This is a genomic window from Serratia sp. H402Y, from assembly GCF_051172415.1.
Taxonomy (GTDB): Bacteria; Pseudomonadota; Gammaproteobacteria; order Enterobacterales; family Enterobacteriaceae; genus Serratia; species Serratia ureilytica.
Map to the genome: position 1 here is coordinate 17,771 of NZ_JBPIYZ010000004.1, position 14,046 is coordinate 31,816.

The 14,046-nt window shown below is 58.8% G+C and carries 18 protein-coding genes; 11 read left to right on the forward strand and 7 right to left on the reverse strand.

Annotated elements, in window-relative coordinates; translation table 11 throughout:
* Positions 1-24: 24 nt before the first annotated feature.
* Together bamC and dapA are read right to left on the reverse strand one after the other, a co-directional pair.
* Complete coding sequence (gene bamC, locus ACSBQS_RS18550) at positions 25-1,077, reverse strand: outer membrane protein assembly factor BamC (RefSeq protein ID WP_033644004.1); 1,053 nt, start codon at positions 1,075-1,077, stop codon at positions 25-27.
* 16 nt (positions 1,078-1,093) lie between these two features.
* On the reverse strand, positions 1,094-1,975 hold the full coding sequence (dapA, locus tag ACSBQS_RS18555; RefSeq protein ID WP_033644005.1) for a 4-hydroxy-tetrahydrodipicolinate synthase: 882 nt from the start codon (positions 1,973-1,975) through the stop codon (positions 1,094-1,096).
* 110 nt (positions 1,976-2,085) lie between these two features.
* Here dapA and ACSBQS_RS18560 point away from each other — a divergent pair, with 110 nt between their 5' ends.
* Positions 2,086-2,691 (forward strand): glycine cleavage system transcriptional repressor, encoded by a 606-nt coding sequence (locus ACSBQS_RS18560; protein WP_369795937.1) that lies wholly within the window; start codon positions 2,086-2,088, stop codon positions 2,689-2,691.
* 2 nt (positions 2,692-2,693) lie between these two features.
* Positions 2,694-3,158, forward strand: coding sequence for a thioredoxin-dependent thiol peroxidase (bcp, locus tag ACSBQS_RS18565; protein WP_033635500.1), 465 nt, complete (start codon positions 2,694-2,696; stop codon positions 3,156-3,158).
* A 43-nt stretch (positions 3,159-3,201) separates the two neighbouring features.
* Here the strand turns inward: bcp and ACSBQS_RS18570 are convergent, their stop codons facing one another.
* Entirely contained in the window at positions 3,202-4,278 is a 1,077-nt protein-coding gene (locus ACSBQS_RS18570; RefSeq protein WP_033644006.1) for an AI-2E family transporter, read from the reverse strand.
* 772 nt (positions 4,279-5,050) lie between these two features.
* Here ACSBQS_RS18570 and ACSBQS_RS18575 point away from each other — a divergent pair.
* Complete coding sequence (locus ACSBQS_RS18575; protein ID WP_230328417.1) at positions 5,051-5,359, forward strand: hypothetical protein; 309 nt, start codon at positions 5,051-5,053, stop codon at positions 5,357-5,359.
* Between the two features lie 30 nt (positions 5,360-5,389).
* The gene (locus ACSBQS_RS18580; RefSeq protein WP_033651529.1) at positions 5,390-5,842 is read left to right on the forward strand and encodes a GNAT family N-acetyltransferase; all 453 of its coding nucleotides are present in this window, start codon (positions 5,390-5,392) and stop codon (positions 5,840-5,842) included.
* Positions 5,843-5,844: 2 nt separating this feature from the next.
* Here the strand turns inward: ACSBQS_RS18580 and ACSBQS_RS18585 are convergent, their stop codons facing one another.
* Positions 5,845-6,462 (reverse strand): LysE family translocator, encoded by a 618-nt coding sequence (locus ACSBQS_RS18585; RefSeq protein WP_047025633.1) that lies wholly within the window; start codon positions 6,460-6,462, stop codon positions 5,845-5,847.
* Positions 6,463-6,654: 192 nt separating this feature from the next.
* On the opposite strand from ACSBQS_RS18585, the gene ACSBQS_RS18590 reads away from it, so the two are divergent.
* Positions 6,655-7,116 carry an Lrp/AsnC family transcriptional regulator gene (locus ACSBQS_RS18590; protein WP_021504394.1) on the forward strand — a complete coding sequence of 154 codons (462 nt, stop codon included), beginning with the start codon at positions 6,655-6,657 and terminating at the stop codon, positions 7,114-7,116.
* A 34-nt stretch (positions 7,117-7,150) separates the two neighbouring features.
* Here the strand turns inward: ACSBQS_RS18590 and ACSBQS_RS18595 are convergent, their stop codons facing one another.
* Together ACSBQS_RS18595 and ACSBQS_RS18600 are read right to left on the reverse strand one after the other, a co-directional pair.
* Positions 7,151-8,359 carry an NAD(P)/FAD-dependent oxidoreductase gene (locus ACSBQS_RS18595; protein ID WP_434991269.1) on the reverse strand — a complete coding sequence of 403 codons (1,209 nt, stop codon included), beginning with the start codon at positions 8,357-8,359 and terminating at the stop codon, positions 7,151-7,153.
* A gap of 159 nt (positions 8,360-8,518) precedes the next feature.
* Positions 8,519-9,058, reverse strand: coding sequence for an RrF2 family transcriptional regulator (locus tag ACSBQS_RS18600; RefSeq protein ID WP_033644016.1), 540 nt, complete (start codon positions 9,056-9,058; stop codon positions 8,519-8,521).
* A 340-nt stretch (positions 9,059-9,398) separates the two neighbouring features.
* On the opposite strand from ACSBQS_RS18600, the gene ACSBQS_RS18605 reads away from it, so the two are divergent.
* From ACSBQS_RS18605 to ACSBQS_RS18620, 4 genes are all read left to right on the forward strand, one after another.
* Complete coding sequence (locus ACSBQS_RS18605; RefSeq protein WP_033651532.1) at positions 9,399-10,868, forward strand: beta-barrel assembly-enhancing protease; 1,470 nt, start codon at positions 9,399-9,401, stop codon at positions 10,866-10,868.
* A 20-nt stretch (positions 10,869-10,888) separates the two neighbouring features.
* Positions 10,889-11,242, forward strand: coding sequence for an arsenate reductase (glutaredoxin) (gene arsC, locus ACSBQS_RS18610; RefSeq protein ID WP_047025632.1), 354 nt, complete (start codon positions 10,889-10,891; stop codon positions 11,240-11,242).
* A 200-nt stretch (positions 11,243-11,442) separates the two neighbouring features.
* A complete protein-coding gene (locus ACSBQS_RS18615) occupies positions 11,443-11,673 on the forward strand; it encodes a hypothetical protein (RefSeq protein WP_033644019.1) in 231 nt (76 codons plus the stop codon).
* A 13-nt stretch (positions 11,674-11,686) separates the two neighbouring features.
* Positions 11,687-12,226 (forward strand): helix-turn-helix transcriptional regulator, encoded by a 540-nt coding sequence (locus ACSBQS_RS18620; protein ID WP_197666704.1) that lies wholly within the window; start codon positions 11,687-11,689, stop codon positions 12,224-12,226.
* A gap of 13 nt (positions 12,227-12,239) precedes the next feature.
* On the opposite strand, the gene hda is transcribed toward ACSBQS_RS18620, so the two are convergent.
* Positions 12,240-12,941: a DnaA inactivator Hda gene (hda, locus tag ACSBQS_RS18625; RefSeq protein ID WP_025159568.1), complete on the reverse strand. Its 702-nt coding sequence runs from the start codon at positions 12,939-12,941 to the stop codon at positions 12,240-12,242.
* Positions 12,942-13,213: 272 nt separating this feature from the next.
* Between hda and ACSBQS_RS18630 the strand changes: the two genes are divergently transcribed.
* Positions 13,214-13,729, forward strand: a complete 516-nt coding sequence (locus ACSBQS_RS18630) for a hypothetical protein (protein ID WP_016926729.1) — start codon at positions 13,214-13,216, stop codon at positions 13,727-13,729.
* Positions 13,730-13,762: 33 nt separating this feature from the next.
* Entirely contained in the window at positions 13,763-14,011 is a 249-nt protein-coding gene (locus ACSBQS_RS18635) for a GlsB/YeaQ/YmgE family stress response membrane protein (protein ID WP_016926728.1), read from the forward strand.
* The last annotated feature ends 35 nt before the right edge of the window (positions 14,012-14,046 follow it).

Here is a 14,046-nt window from a genome sequence, read left to right on the forward strand (position 1 = left end):
AAAGGGGCCGAAGCCCCTTTTTGTTTATTTAACGCTGGTTTTACTGAAGGCAGACTGGAATGCCGCCACCAGTGCGTCGTTTTTCGACTGGGTGAGCGGTTTGCCTTTCGGATCGATGAATTGCAGGCTGGTGCGGTTGTTGAGATCGCCGACCTGCAGCTTGTAATCCCCTTCCGCCAGCTCAGGATCCTTGACGCCCAACGCATCCCAATCGCTGCTGCTCAGGGACTTGTAGGTCACGGCGACGGTGCCCTGCGGACGGCTGCGGTCACCCACTTTCATCCCCAGTTTTTCGAGCGCCGGCGGCAGGCGATCCCACACCACGGTGTACGGGCCACGCACGACCAACATCGGCAGGCCGGTATCATCGGCGCCGCTCTGCACGTCCAGCGCGCCGAAGCGGCTGGCGGTCTGGCTGCTCGCCAGGTTGTCCTGCTTGTCCAGACCTTCGATCAGGGTGTTGATCATCATTCCGTTGTAACGCTGGATCTCAGATTGATCGGTGACCTGTTCGGTCTTGCCCTGCTGCTGCAGGCCAACGCTTTTCACCACCAGCGCCTGCTGGTAGCCTTGTTGCTGCACGCTGATCTGATAACGGCCTTCGTACTGGTTGTCTTCGTCCAGACGGTTCCACTTCACCCAGTCGGTGGTCAGGGTCTGACCGGCGTCCTGGCGGGAAGCGATCGCGATGTTCTTCGCCTGCAGCAGGCTGACGACGCGCGACCACAGGTTTTGGTTCTGCGGGCTGTTTTCCAGCAGCAGCGTGCCGCTGTCGCCGGCGTATTGCGCGCGAGAACCGCTCAGCAGCGCCAACGGCTGCACCGGCGGACGAATGTCCAGTTGCTTGCCGACGTTACCTTGCAGCGTCGTGGCGGGCACGTCATAGTTGCCGCTCTGCACCGGCAGGATCATGCCGGACGGCGCGTTCAGCGCCTTGAGCGGAGCCGCGTCGAGGTAAGCCTCGTCGCCGCTGACCTGGCGCTTGTAGCGCTGATCGCTGCTGCAGGCCGCCAGCATCATCACCAAAGAGATGCCCACTACTTTTGCTACCGTCGACTTTTGCAATGAATAAGCCATCAAATTTCCCTTAGAGTTACAGCAAACCGACGCTTTTCAGCGCGCGCTCCACCACCGGGCGGGCGGTTTCGCTCAACGGCGTCATCGGCAGACGCAGCGTATCGGTTGCCATCAATCCCAACGCCTTACAGGCCCACTTCACCGGAATTGGGTTTGCTTCTACAAATAGATCCTGATGCAACGGCATCAAGCGCTGATTTAAGCGGCGCGCTTCGGCGAATTTGCCCTGCGCCGCCAGCGCACAAAGTTCCGCCATCTCGCGCGCAGCCACGTTGGCCGTCACGGAAATCACCCCTTTGCCGCCCAGTTGCATGAAGTCCAGCCCGCTGGCGTCGTCGCCGCTCAGCAAAATGAAGTCTTCATCGTCAACCAGCACTTGGATCTGACTAACGCGACTTAAGTTCCCCGTCGCTTCTTTTACAGCAACAATATTCTTGATTTTCGCCAGCCGAGCGATGGTCGGCGGCAGCATGTCGCAGCCGGTGCGCGAAGGCACGTTATACAGGATCTGCGGCAGCTCGGTGCTCTCGGCGATCGCCTTGAAGTGCTGATACAGCCCTTCCTGCGTCGGCTTATTGTAGTACGGCGTCACCGTCAAACAACCTACCACGCCGGTGTTGGCGAAGCGGGTGGTGAGCGCGATGGCTTCGGCGGTAGCGTTGGCGCCGGTGCCGGCGATCACCGGAATGCGGCCGTCGGCCAGCTCCAACGTCTGCAGCACCACGTCAACGTGCTCGTCATGGGCAAGCGTTGCGGACTCGCCGGTGGTCCCTACGGAAACGATCGCCGCGGTGCCACTGGCTACATGATAATCGATCAATTTTTTCAGGCTCGCGCGATCGACAGCACCTTTGTCGTCCATCGGCGTAACCAGTGCAACAATACTTCCCGTAAACATTGGCCGTCCCCTCCACAAACAAGTCACTCATGGTACTTTTGCTGCCTATCCAAAAGCAAGCGCACAACCGCGTTGTAAGCGCTTGGCAGGCGGTTTTTTTTATGTTTACCATGGTAACCCCATTAAGCACGACAGGAAGCGCCATTTTGCCTCAGTCAGACGAACACTATCTCGTGATTACCGCGCTCGGCGCCGACCGCCCCGGAATCGTCAATACCATCACCCGCCACGTCAGCAGTTGCGGATGCAATATCGAAGATAGCCGTCTGGCCATGCTGGGAGAGGAGTTCACGTTCATCATGCTGCTGTCCGGCAGCTGGAACGCCATCACCCTGATCGAATCCACCCTGCCGCAAAAAGGCGCGGAGCTGGAGCTGCTGATCGTGATGAAGCGCACAAACTCGCATGAAAGGCCGCCGATGCCGGCCACCGTGTGGGTTCAGGTCGAGGTGAAGGACTCGCCGCACATCATCGAACGTTTTACCGATCTGTTCGACTCCAGCCAGATGAATATCGCCGAGCTGGTCTCACGCACGCAGCCGGCGGACGGCGACCTGCCGCCGCAGCTGTATATTCAAATCACCGCCCACAGTTCCGGCGATCGAGACGCCTCAAATATTGAGCAAGCCTTCCATCGCCTATGTACAGAATTGAACGCGCAAGGCAGTATTAGCGTGGTGAACTATCCACAGCATGATGAGAAAGATGGAGAGTAGTGATGAGCCCATTGAAAGCCGGTGACACAGCGCCGAAATTTAGTTTGCCTGACCAGGACGGTGAGGAAATTAATTTGGCCGACTTCCAGGGACAGCGAGTATTGGTTTATTTCTATCCGAAGGCGATGACGCCGGGCTGCACCGTGCAAGCCTGCGGCCTGCGGGACAACATGGACGAATTGAAAAAGGCCGGCGTCGAAGTGCTGGGCATCAGCACCGACAAACCGGAAAAACTGTCGCGCTTCGCCGAAAAGGAGCTGCTCAACTTCACGCTGTTGTCTGATGAAGACCATCAGGTATCGCAACAGTTTGGCGTGTGGGGCGAGAAAACCTTCATGGGCAAGACCTATGACGGCATTCATCGCATCAGCTTCCTGATCGACGCCAAAGGCAAGATTGAAAAAGTGTTTGATGATTTCAAAACCACCAATCACCACGACATCGTTCTGAACTACCTGCAGCAGTAATTCTCACGAAGCGCAGCGGCCAGCTGCGCTTCGTCTCCCTCCGTCAGCCGGCCTTGTCTTCCACCTCGACCCGCAGTTCATCCGGCCAGGCGTGAATCACCGCCTTCACCAGCGTCGCCAGCGGTATGGCGAAAAACACGCCCCAGAAGCCCCACATTCCGCCGAACACGATCACCGACAGGATAATCACCAGCGGATGCAGGTTGACCGCCTCGGAGAACAGGATCGGCACCAGCAGGTTGCCGTCCAGCCCCTGCACCACCAGATAGGCGACGATCAGCGTCCAGAAATCGGCGCCGACGCCCCACTGGAACAGCGCTACCACCACCACCGGTATGGTGACCAGCACCGCGCCGATATAGGGGATCAGCACCGAAAAACCCACCAGCACCGCCAGCAGCAGCGAGTAGCGCATGTCCAGCACGGCGAACACCAGGTAGGTCGCCACGCCGACAATCACCATCTCCAGCACCTTGCCGCGAATATAGTTGGTGATCTGCTGATTCATCTCGTTCCAGACCTGCCCCGCCAGACCGCGATTGCGCGGCAACACGCGGCGCACCGCGTTCAGCAGCTGCTCTTTGTCTTTCAACAGGAAGAACATCATCATCGGCACCAGGATCAGGTAGATAGCCAGCGTCAACAGGCCGACCAGCGACGCCAGCGAGAATTTCACCACCGACTCGCCCATGCCGGACAGCCGGCTGCGCAGATTTTCCGCCATCATGTCGATGATGCCGGCATCCACCAGCGCCGGATAACGCTTCGGCAGCGTCGCGGCAAAGTTATAGAACTGGTTGAGCATGCCCGGCAGATCGCTCATCAGATTGATGCCCTGCTGCCAGGCAGTCGGCGCGACGACGAACACCAGCAGCATGGCGACGCCCGCAAACACCAGCAGCATGATGCTCGCCGCCCAGGTGCGCGAACAGCCGATGCGCTGCAGGCGCGCGGTCGGCCACTCCAGCAGATACGCCAGCACGATGGCGACCAGCAGCGGGGTCAGAATGCCGTGCAAAAAATAGAGAATGAGGAAGCCGGCGACCAGGATCACCAGCAACGCGATAGCCTGTGGATCGGTGAAACGGCGGCGGTACCACTGTAATAGCATCTCCAGCATCAGAGCGGGCTCCTCGAGATTTGACGGGCGGGCATGGCGATTCCTGTGATGGGCCTGATTAAAGCATAGATAGAACGGCGCACGTGGGGGTGTGCAAAGCACTCAGAGTACTCAAAGTTCGCCATACATCAACAGCGATTTGGCTGAATTTATCGCGCCGGTGGGCGATCGGCGCAAAAATCCGCAGACGCCGCGTCAGAGTCGGTGAACGGCCCCGGGCGGGGCCGCAGAAGATTACAGCGAGGCACTGATGGAGAGCGGCGAACCGACCGCCAATGCGAACAACAACACACAGCCGATGGCGATCGCCGCCGCCAGATCATTTTTCATTGTCCTGTCCCTTGATGATGCGTAAACCGATTATCGCCACGAACTCTGTCGGTTCTTTACGTTGAAGGACTCTGCCGATGCACACCATTAAAAACCCCCGCCTAAGCGGGGGGAGAAAACGTTCTGGTGCATCAAGTATTACAAGGAGGTCATGAGGGATTGCTAACCCTAAATGACTATTTCAAGCTAGGATTATTCCCAGAGCATGGCAAGCGATCGTGTCGAGGTTCTCCGCACTTTGAGAAAAACCTCATAAAAAAATCCCGCACGGCAGCGGGATGAAGGGATGAAGGGATGATAACGTCATAAATTTTTTATGCGGACAATGAGGCGGTATTGTCGTCATTTGGCGACAATACCGCGCCGCTCAGGCGGTCTCAAGGGAAATCTGACCGCCGTAAGGAAATCAGAATTTCGCCAACGCAGGCGATCGTGAGCCATTGTGCAGCAACGAAAAGAAATGGGATTTTCGTCAGACCGCCGCCGTGTAAAAACCGGTAACATGGTCGTCATAATCCCAAATGCCGTCGGGGGAGAGATGAACAACAAGCCATTTGAATTTGATGAGGCAATCTGCCAGGCAATTGGGCGCGGCGTATGCGAAGTCGTGAAAATAGGGGATGAAATCAGCGTCTTCTCTCTGCTGGAAGCTATCGAGAGCTTCATCGAGCGGCAGGCGCTCAGCGAAAGTGAAGTGGCGGCGGCGGACGACGCGCTGGATTTGATCAGCGGATTGGTCCACCGCCAGTAGCGATGCGTTAACGAAAAGAAAAGGAATAGCATGACCATACCTTCCCCACTTGTCTGGCAGCGTGCGGACTATCTCGTCAGCACCGATCCCGCCCTGCTGGATCTCGATGCCATTCACGCTTTTCTGACCCGTTCCTCATGGGCGGAGGGAATCGATAAAGAAACCGTCCGCCAGTCCCTCACCCACAGCCTGTGCTTCGGTTTATATCACGAGGCCAGGCAGATCGGTTTCGCCCGGCTGGTCACCGATTACGCCACTTTCGGCTATCTGTGCGACGTGTACGTGCTGGAGACGCATCAAAAAAGCGGGCTGGGTCTGTGGCTGGCGGAATGCTGCCAGGCCCATCCGCTGATGGCGAAGCTGAGGCGAATCATGCTGGTCACCAGCACCGCCCCCTGGCTCTATGAGAAAGTGGGCTATTCGGCCATCAACCACCCCGACTTTGTCTGGCAGATCGCCCGACCGGACATCTACCGACGGTAATGCTATTTCAACGCCTGCTCGGCCAGCAGCCCGAGCGCGATGACGATCATCGCCGCGCCGGAGAGGCGCCCCACCCCCTTCGCTGCCTGCGGGCGCGTGCGCAGCACGGACTGTGAACCGAATCCCACCAGCAGATACACCAGGCCGCAGCTGATCAAATGCACGGCGCCCAACGCCAGCATCTGCATCGGCACCGACCACTCGGCCCGGGCGTCGGTAAACTGCGGCAACAGCGCCAGAAACAGCAGAAACACCTTGGGGTTCAGGCCGCTGACGCACACGCCCTTGCCGGCCCAGCGCAGCCAGGAATCGGAACGCTGATCCTCACCGGCGCCCGGCACCGGCGGATGCAGCAGCATATTGAAACCGATCCACAGCAGGTAAGCCGCCCCCAGCAAGGTGAGCGCCGTCAGCGCCAGCGGATTGCCGACCAGCAACGCGCCGACGCCCGCCACCACGATCGCAATCATCAGCAGGTGGCCGAACAACAAACCGGCGACGGCGGGCACCACCACCCGGCCGCGAATGCCCGCCGAGATCACATAAGCCCAATCCATACCCGGCGTGATCACCAACAGAATCGACACCGCCCAAAAAGCGGCGAACAGAGCGAGCGTCATGCCGGCGCCCTCTCAAACGCACAGCGTCGCACCGAACAGAGAACCATCGCGTTTTCCTCGTAGAATAAGCACGGCCGCCGCCTGGCGGCGGCCGTCAAAACCGTTCAACAGATGGCAAGAATATCCTCAAGGCGTTAAAATGTGCTTTCAATTACTTGCCTGAAATCGGCATAAGCGGGGAAATTTTTCCAAATGGATAAGATTGATCGCAAAATTCTTGCGGAACTGCAAACCGACGGGCGTTTGTCGGTGACCGAGCTGGCCGAGCGGATCGGATTGAGCGTATCCCCCTGCCACCGCCGGGTGCGCGCATTAGAAGAATCCGGGGTGATCAGGGGCTACCGCGCCCAGCTCGATCCCGGCAGCCTGGGCTACAACTTCTCCGCTCTGGTGTTCGTCACCATGCGCGAAGGCGATCGCCGCGCCGTTGAAACCTTCGAAAACGCCATGGTGGACATTCCGCAGGTGGTGCAGGCACAGCGTTTGTTTGGCGATCCCGATTATCTGCTGCACGTTATCGCCCGCGATCTGCCCGCCTTCCAGCAGCTTTACGACGAGAAGCTCTCCGCCCTGCCGGGCGTGCAGCGCCTGAGCTCCACGCTGGTGATGAAAACCGTGGTGCCGGAACGCTCTTTCCTGCCGCTGGGGAAATGACGACGGGAGCGTTGCCGCTCCCGTTTTTATCTTTTTAAGGCACAATCACGAAATCCGCATTGGCGACGGCGAACAACGCCTCGCGGTCCGCCGCCGGTGGGTAAATCCACTGCGTGTTAATCTCCTGTTTAATCTTTTTGCCTTCCTGACGGGTAAAGCGCACCTGGCGCTGCCAGCCTTCGGTATACAGCGCGCCCCAGGGACCCAGATCCAGACAGGTCACATACTTCGGCTGGCTATACGGGTGCGTCGGCAACCCGACTAACTCCGCCGCCGCATTGTGACCGGCAACGCGGCCGAGGCTCATCGCATGCTGGCAGGTCATCAGATTGTGGTTACCGAGATCGTCGGTCGCCGCTTTCACCGTATCGCCGGTCACGAAAATGCCCGCCGCCGCCGGCGCGCGCAGGAAGGCGTCGCCGATCACTCGGCCATTAGCGTCACGTTCGCCGGGGATTTGCTCGGTCAGCGGATGCGCACGCACGCCTGCCGCCAGGATCACCGTGTTGGCGGCGATGCGCTCACCGTTCGACAGCATCACCCCCTCGGCATCGATAGCCGAAACGCGCAGGCCGGCTCGCGCTTCCACGCCGCACTCCGCCAGCGCCTGGCGAATCACCGCCCCCGGCTCCGCGCCCATTCCTGCGCCCACTTCCGGGGCGCTATCGACGATCACCACGCGCACATTCTCGTTTTGCCCCAGCGCATCGCGCAGCCGCTGCGGCATCTCCGCGGCGCTCTCCAGCCCGGTCAGCCCCGCTCCCACCACCACGGCGGTGTTGCGCGCCGGCGTTGACGGTTTGGCCGCCAGCGCTTTGATATGAGCGCCCAAGCGCTGTGCGCTTTCCAGCGTATCGACGTTGAAACCGTATTCGGCAAAGCCCGGCACCGCAGGCACGGAAAGCCGACTGCCGGTGGCCCACACCAAACGATCGTAGGCCAACTCAAGGGGTTCCCCCACCGCCGGCGCCACCCTGAGCGTTTTGGCGGCGGCGTCGATACGTTCCACCGTCCCGGCCAGGTGCCGTGCACCGACGGCGGTGAGCTGCGCGGAAATGTCGGGGTTCATGTTTTCCAGCACCGCTTCATACAGGCGTGGCCGGATGGTGACCGTTGGCGTCGGCGAAACCATCAGCACCTCGATGTCGTCATGCTTACCGGCAAGGGTAATGGCGCGCATGGCGGACACGGCGGCCCAAAAACCGGCAAAACCGGAACCGGCAATCACTATTTTCTGCGTCATGGGATGACTCCTTCATACAGGGTTGACCGGGCGACGAGGCTGCCCGCAGTTTTTTCGGATGAACGGCGCCGTTCCGCTCCCGTCGCAGGGTGCAGAAGGACCGCCCGCCCCTTCCGAAGAGGCGGGAAAAATGTGTTTTGTTTTAAGGAAAGGCGGAGTTTAGGTCTTGGCGCGAGCCGTTTTGCCGCTGCGCGCGGTGCGTTCCGTCATGCGCTCGTCGAGCCAGATGTTGACCTCGCCGAAGAAGCCCTGTGGCGCCTTGCGGCCAAAACGGGCAGCGACGTCGCCGAGGGTCTGCGCCGCCAGCGCATCGCGCATCGCCTTCTCCGCCTGCAGCATCACCGCATGGATAGCGCATTTGCCGGAGACCGCCCATTCCGGCGGGGAATCATCGAACACCGCACAGCGCCCGCGCACCTCCTGGCAATCGAACAGCGGCTTGTGCCCCTCGATGGCGTCGATAATCTCCAGAAAGCTGATCTCTTTCGCCGGACGGGCCAGCCGGTAACCGCCTCGCACCCCTTCACTGGCGGCGACGATGCCCGCCTTTTCCAGCTTGGGGAAAATCTTGGCCAGAAAGCTGGGGGAGATCCCTTGCAGTTCGGCGAGTTCGCGGCTGCTGAGCGCGCGCTGGTTATCGCCGACCAGCCACAGCAGGCAGTGGATGCCATATTCAACGCTGGTTGTGATGTACGCCATGTGTCCGTTTTTGACCGTCAGTAAACCTTCAATAACGCAGACTATATGAGTCTGCGTTTATCTTGTCAATAAAACACAGACTAACTTTATCCGCGTTTTATTGAAGTTCCGTCTCGCTCCCGACGGAGAAAACGCCCTTCGAAATGAAAAATAAAACTTTTTTGCCCTATTCGCCCCCGGCTAACGTTTCCTTGTCGCCTGCCGCTGACTATGATGTGATGATTGCCATCGCGGCGGTTTGTGATCCGCCGCACTTTCACGCGGATCGCGCCGTGGGAATAAAGAACTCTTGTCTGCTGCTGACGTCTTAGAAATGATTATTTAAGGGAAACGCCTGACTATGACCAACCGGTTGACCAAAACCGCGTTAGCGGTGCTGTTGCTCGGCACGTTGAACGCCACCGCCCTGGCGCCAGCACAGGCGGAAAGCCAGGACCAGTTGCCGGATATGGGCACCTCCGCCGGCGGCACCCTGAGCATCGGACAAGAGCTGGCGATGGGCGACTTCTACGTGCGCCAACTACGCGCCAGCGCCCCGCTGATCAACGATCCGCTACTGAGTCAATACATCAACCAACTGGGCAACCGGCTGGTGGCCAGCGCCTATTCGGTGCGCACGCCGTTCCATTTCTATCTGGTGCGCAACGACGAAATCAACGCCTTCGCCTTCTTCGGCGGCAACGTGGTGCTGCATTCCGCCCTGTTCCGCGTCAGCGACAACGAAAGCCAGCTGGCCTCGGTGCTGGCGCACGAAATCTCGCACGTCACCCAGCGCCACCTGGCGCGCGCAATGGAAGATCAGCAACGCAACGCCCCGTTGACCTGGGTGGGCGCGCTTGGTTCCATCCTGCTGGCGATGGCCAACCCGACCATGGGCATGGCGGCGCTGAGCGGCACCATGGCCGGCACCCAGCAGGGCATGATCAGCTTTACCCAATCGAACGAACAGGAAGCCGATCGCATCGGCATTCAGGTGCTGCAGCGCGCCGGTTTCGATCCGGAAGCGATGCCCGACTTCCTGCAGAAACTCTCGGATCAGTCGCGTTACGCCTCCAAGCCGCCGGAAATGCTGCTGACGCACCCGCTGCCGGACAGCCGTCTCTCCGACGCGCGCAACCGCGCCAACCAGATGCAAAAACACATCGTGCAGTCTTCGCAGGATTACCTGATGGCCAAGGTGCGCGCACTGGGCATGTACAGCTCGGAAGGCTATGGCCTGAACGAAGAGCTGCTCGGCTCGCTCAGCAAGGGGAACGTGCGCGAACAGGCGGCCGCCAAATACGGCCGCGCCATCCTGTTCTATGAAGCGAAAAAATACGACGACGCGCGCAACATCATTCAACCGATGCTGGCGCAGGATGCGAAAAACGTCTGGCTGATTGACCTGATGACCGATATCGATCTCGGCCAGAAACGCGCGCCGCAGGCCATCGCCCGCCTGCAGGCGGCCAACGCCGCCCAGAACAACAACCCGGTGCTGCAGCTCAACCTGGCCAACGCCTATGTCGAAGGCAACCAGCCGGCGCAGGCGTCGAAGATCCTGAACCGCTATACCTTTGCCCATCCGGACGATCCGAACGGCTGGGATCTGCTGGCGCAGGCCAGCGCCGCTCAGGGGCTGCGCGATGAAGAGCTGTCGGCCCGCGCCGAAAGCCTGGCGCTGAACGGCCGGCTCGATCAGGCTATCGGCCTGCTCAGCAATGCCAGCTCGCTGCAGAAACTCGGCAGCCTGAAACAGGCGCGCTACGATGCGCGCATCGACCAGCTGCGCCAACTGCAACAGCGCTTCCGCCAATACCAGCGCAGCTGATTCAACAAGGAATGAACGCCATGAAAAACGTCACGATTTACCACAACCCGCGCTGCTCCAAGAGCCGTGAAACCCTGGCGCTGCTGGAACAGCACGGCGTCGATCCCAAGGTGGTGCTGTACCTCGAAACGCCCCCTACGGTCGATGAGCTGAAAAAGCTGTTGAAGGAACTGGGCTTCACATCGGCGCGCGATCTGATGCGCAAAAAAGAAGATCTGTACAAGGAATTGAAGCTGGCGGACGACAGCCTGAGCGAAGAGCAACTGTTGGCGGCGATGACGGCGAACCCGAAACTGATCGAACGCCCCATCGTGGTGAAAGGCAGCAAGGCGCGCATCGGCCGGCCGCCGGAGCAGGTGCTGGAGATTTTGTAATCGTCCGGCAAATCTCTTATTGAACCGCAAAATACCAATAGCCCTGAACAGGGCTATTTTTAATTAATTGTTATATAAATACTTTTCATCATCACGGTCTTCTTCCGCTGCTATGCTGCGCAAACGCCAAATCTCTCGGTGAAACAGCCGTTGACAATCGTCAACACCCCACCTACCCTGATCGCATCACTGGACGAGCGATGAAAAAACACCCAGACAAGCACATTCAGGCGGCATTAGCTTACGCCCTTTCTCAGGGTTGGCATTTTCGGCCCAGCAAGGGGCACGCATTTGGCCGACTACATTGCGCCTTTGCCGGGCATCAAGAACATATGATGAGCATCTGGAGCACGCCAAAAAACCCAGAGGTACATGCCAAACAGATTCGGCGCAAAGTCGATCACTGCCTGGCGCTGTCGCAGAAAAAATAACCGGAGAATCACCATGACGCTCTATCATTTCTCATTGACGCTGGATGGGGTCACCGCCGATACCGCCGGGCTGGAAGATGCGCTGTATGCGGCGGGATGCGATGACGCGCTGATCTGTTTCTACGGTAAAGCCGTTTACCTGGAGTTCGATCGAGAAAGCGATAACTTTGCGCACGCGATTTGCAGCGCCATCAGCGATATTGAATCCGCAAATATCGGCGCCAAGGTGATATCGGTGGACTCCAGTCTGGTGGGATTAAGCGATATTGCCGAGCTCACCGAACTGTCGCGTCAGGCGATCGCCATGCTAAAAGACGGAACTCGCGGCCCCGGCGGCTTCCCTTCCCCCATTCAACGGCTCGGCGGCGCCTCACCGCTGTGGCGCTGGGCTGACGTGGCGGCCTGGTTGGCACAGCAGGGGAAAATCGACCCACGGCTTGCAGACAATGCGCAGTGTCTGGAACATATCAATCTCGCTTTGCAACTGCGAAGCGATCGGCAACGCCAGCAGGTTGAGCACTACTGCTCCCTGCTGGAACACGCGGAAAAATAGGCAGATTAGCCCGTTACAGCCCCAGGATCTCTTTAACGAACGGGATGGTGAGCTTGCGTTGGGCGGTGATCGAGGCGCGATCGAGTTGATCGAGGGTCATAAACAGCGTGCGCATCTCGCGATCCAGCCGTTTCAACAGGAAGCGGCCCACGTCTTCCGGCAGCTCGAAGCCGCGCAGTTTGCCGCGCAGCTGCAGCGCCAGCAGTTTCTCTTCGTCCGACAGCGGCTGCAGCTTGTAGATCTGCCCCCAGTCCAGGCGCGAAGCCAGATCCGGTAAACGCAGGTTCAGCTGACGCGGCGGACGATCCCCGGTGATGAACAAACGGGTGCGGCCGGTTTCCAGGATGCGGTTGTAGAGGTTGAAGATCGCCATCTCCCACTCTTCGTCGCCGGCGATGCATTCGATATTGTCGATGCAGACCAGCGCCAACTGCTCCATGCCGTCCAACACTTCAGGCACGAAGTAGGCGCGCTTGTCGAGCGGCACATAGCCCACCGCTTCGCCTTTCTGCGAAAGCTCGGCGCAGGCCGCATGCAGCAGATGGCTGCGCCCGCCGCCTTCACGCGACCAGAAATAGATATAGCTGCCATGTTCCTGACGGACGGCGGATTGGATCGCGGCTAATAGGGATGGGTTCTCGCCCGGATAAAAACTGGCGAAAGTTTCATCATCGGGAAGATAAAGTGGCAGTGAAAGCTGTGCCGGCGTATTCAGAGAAGCACCTCAACCAAAACTGGCAGAAAAACGTGGGCAGTTTAACACAGAAAACGGGCGCTGTTGAACCGGCAGGATCTTATGCCGCAATAGTGAACAATGCCTAAGCGCCGCTTGATCGGCGGCGGCGCCCGCCGAGGCAAGAATTATCCGATATCATTCCCTAACTCCATGCCTGCGCAGGTTAAATTTGTAATTTAAGTAAAATCTGACCTAGTATAGGTAGGCTAAATGCAATCACCATCAACAAGGTTTCTGCAAGGATATAGACGATGAAAGTATGGAATAAAGTGCTGTTGGCCTCCTTTATCGGGTTGTTGGTTGCCGGCTGTGATGACTCCTCCAAGGTTGACGCCAACCTGGATAAAGCCAAAGACAGCGCCGAGCAGATGAAAGACGCCGCCCAGAAAAAAGCGGACGATCTGACGGACAAAGCGAAAGCGACGGCGGATGAAATCAAAAAAGAGGCCGCCACTCAGGCGGATCAGCTGAAAGACAAAGCTTCGGCGATTAAAGAAGACGCCGCCAAGCAGGCTGACGCCATCACCAACGACGCCAAGGCCAAAGCCGCCGCGATCAAAGACGACGCAGGCAAACAGAGCCAGCAGTTGGTGGATCAGGCCAAGGCCATCAAAAACGACGCCATCAACGGCGCCAACGATCTGACCGAACAGGCCAAGGCGAAGACCGAAGCCATCAAGAACAGCGCCGAAAACAAAGCGCAAGAGTTGAAACAAGAGACCGATGCGGCGGTGAACGGCAATACTCAGCCGGCCACCCAGCAGTAAGCTATTCTCAGCCACAAAAGAAAGGAGCAGTAAATGGGGATTATTTCCTGGATTATCTTCGGCCTGATCGCCGGTATTTTGGCTAAGTGGATCATGCCCGGCAAAGACGGCGGCGGCTTTATTCTGACCGTCGTGCTGGGGATCATCGGCGCCGTGGTCGGCGGCTATATCAGCACCTTCTTCGGCTACGGCAAGGTTGACGGCTTCAACTTCGGCAGCTTCGTGGTGGCGGTTATCGGCGCCATCGTGGTGCTGTTCGTGTACCGCAAAATTCGCAGCTAAGGCGAATGCCATAAGTCAAAAGGGCAGCCCCTGGG

Coding starts and splice junctions, on each gene's coding strand:
- bamC (WP_033644004.1), bottom strand. CDS start 1,077: ATGGCTTATTCATTGCAAAAGTCGACGGTAGCAAAAGTAGTGGGCATC.
- dapA (WP_033644005.1), bottom strand. CDS start 1,975: ATGTTTACGGGAAGTATTGTTGCACTGGTTACGCCGATGGACGACAAA.
- ACSBQS_RS18560 (WP_369795937.1), top strand. CDS start 2,086: ATGGTAACCCCATTAAGCACGACAGGAAGCGCCATTTTGCCTCAGTCA.
- bcp (WP_033635500.1), top strand. CDS start 2,694: ATGAGCCCATTGAAAGCCGGTGACACAGCGCCGAAATTTAGTTTGCCT.
- ACSBQS_RS18570 (WP_033644006.1), bottom strand. CDS start 4,278: ATGCTGGAGATGCTATTACAGTGGTACCGCCGCCGTTTCACCGATCCA.
- ACSBQS_RS18580 (WP_033651529.1), top strand. CDS start 5,390: ATGACCATACCTTCCCCACTTGTCTGGCAGCGTGCGGACTATCTCGTC.
- ACSBQS_RS18585 (WP_047025633.1), bottom strand. CDS start 6,462: ATGACGCTCGCTCTGTTCGCCGCTTTTTGGGCGGTGTCGATTCTGTTG.
- ACSBQS_RS18590 (WP_021504394.1), top strand. CDS start 6,655: ATGGATAAGATTGATCGCAAAATTCTTGCGGAACTGCAAACCGACGGG.
- ACSBQS_RS18595 (WP_434991269.1), bottom strand. CDS start 8,359: ATGACGCAGAAAATAGTGATTGCCGGTTCCGGTTTTGCCGGTTTTTGG.
- ACSBQS_RS18600 (WP_033644016.1), bottom strand. CDS start 9,058: ATGGCGTACATCACAACCAGCGTTGAATATGGCATCCACTGCCTGCTG.
- ACSBQS_RS18605 (WP_033651532.1), top strand. CDS start 9,399: ATGACCAACCGGTTGACCAAAACCGCGTTAGCGGTGCTGTTGCTCGGC.
- arsC (WP_047025632.1), top strand. CDS start 10,889: ATGAAAAACGTCACGATTTACCACAACCCGCGCTGCTCCAAGAGCCGT.
- ACSBQS_RS18615 (WP_033644019.1), top strand. CDS start 11,443: ATGAAAAAACACCCAGACAAGCACATTCAGGCGGCATTAGCTTACGCC.
- ACSBQS_RS18620 (WP_197666704.1), top strand. CDS start 11,687: ATGACGCTCTATCATTTCTCATTGACGCTGGATGGGGTCACCGCCGAT.
- ACSBQS_RS18630 (WP_016926729.1), top strand. CDS start 13,214: ATGAAAGTATGGAATAAAGTGCTGTTGGCCTCCTTTATCGGGTTGTTG.
- ACSBQS_RS18635 (WP_016926728.1), top strand. CDS start 13,763: ATGGGGATTATTTCCTGGATTATCTTCGGCCTGATCGCCGGTATTTTG.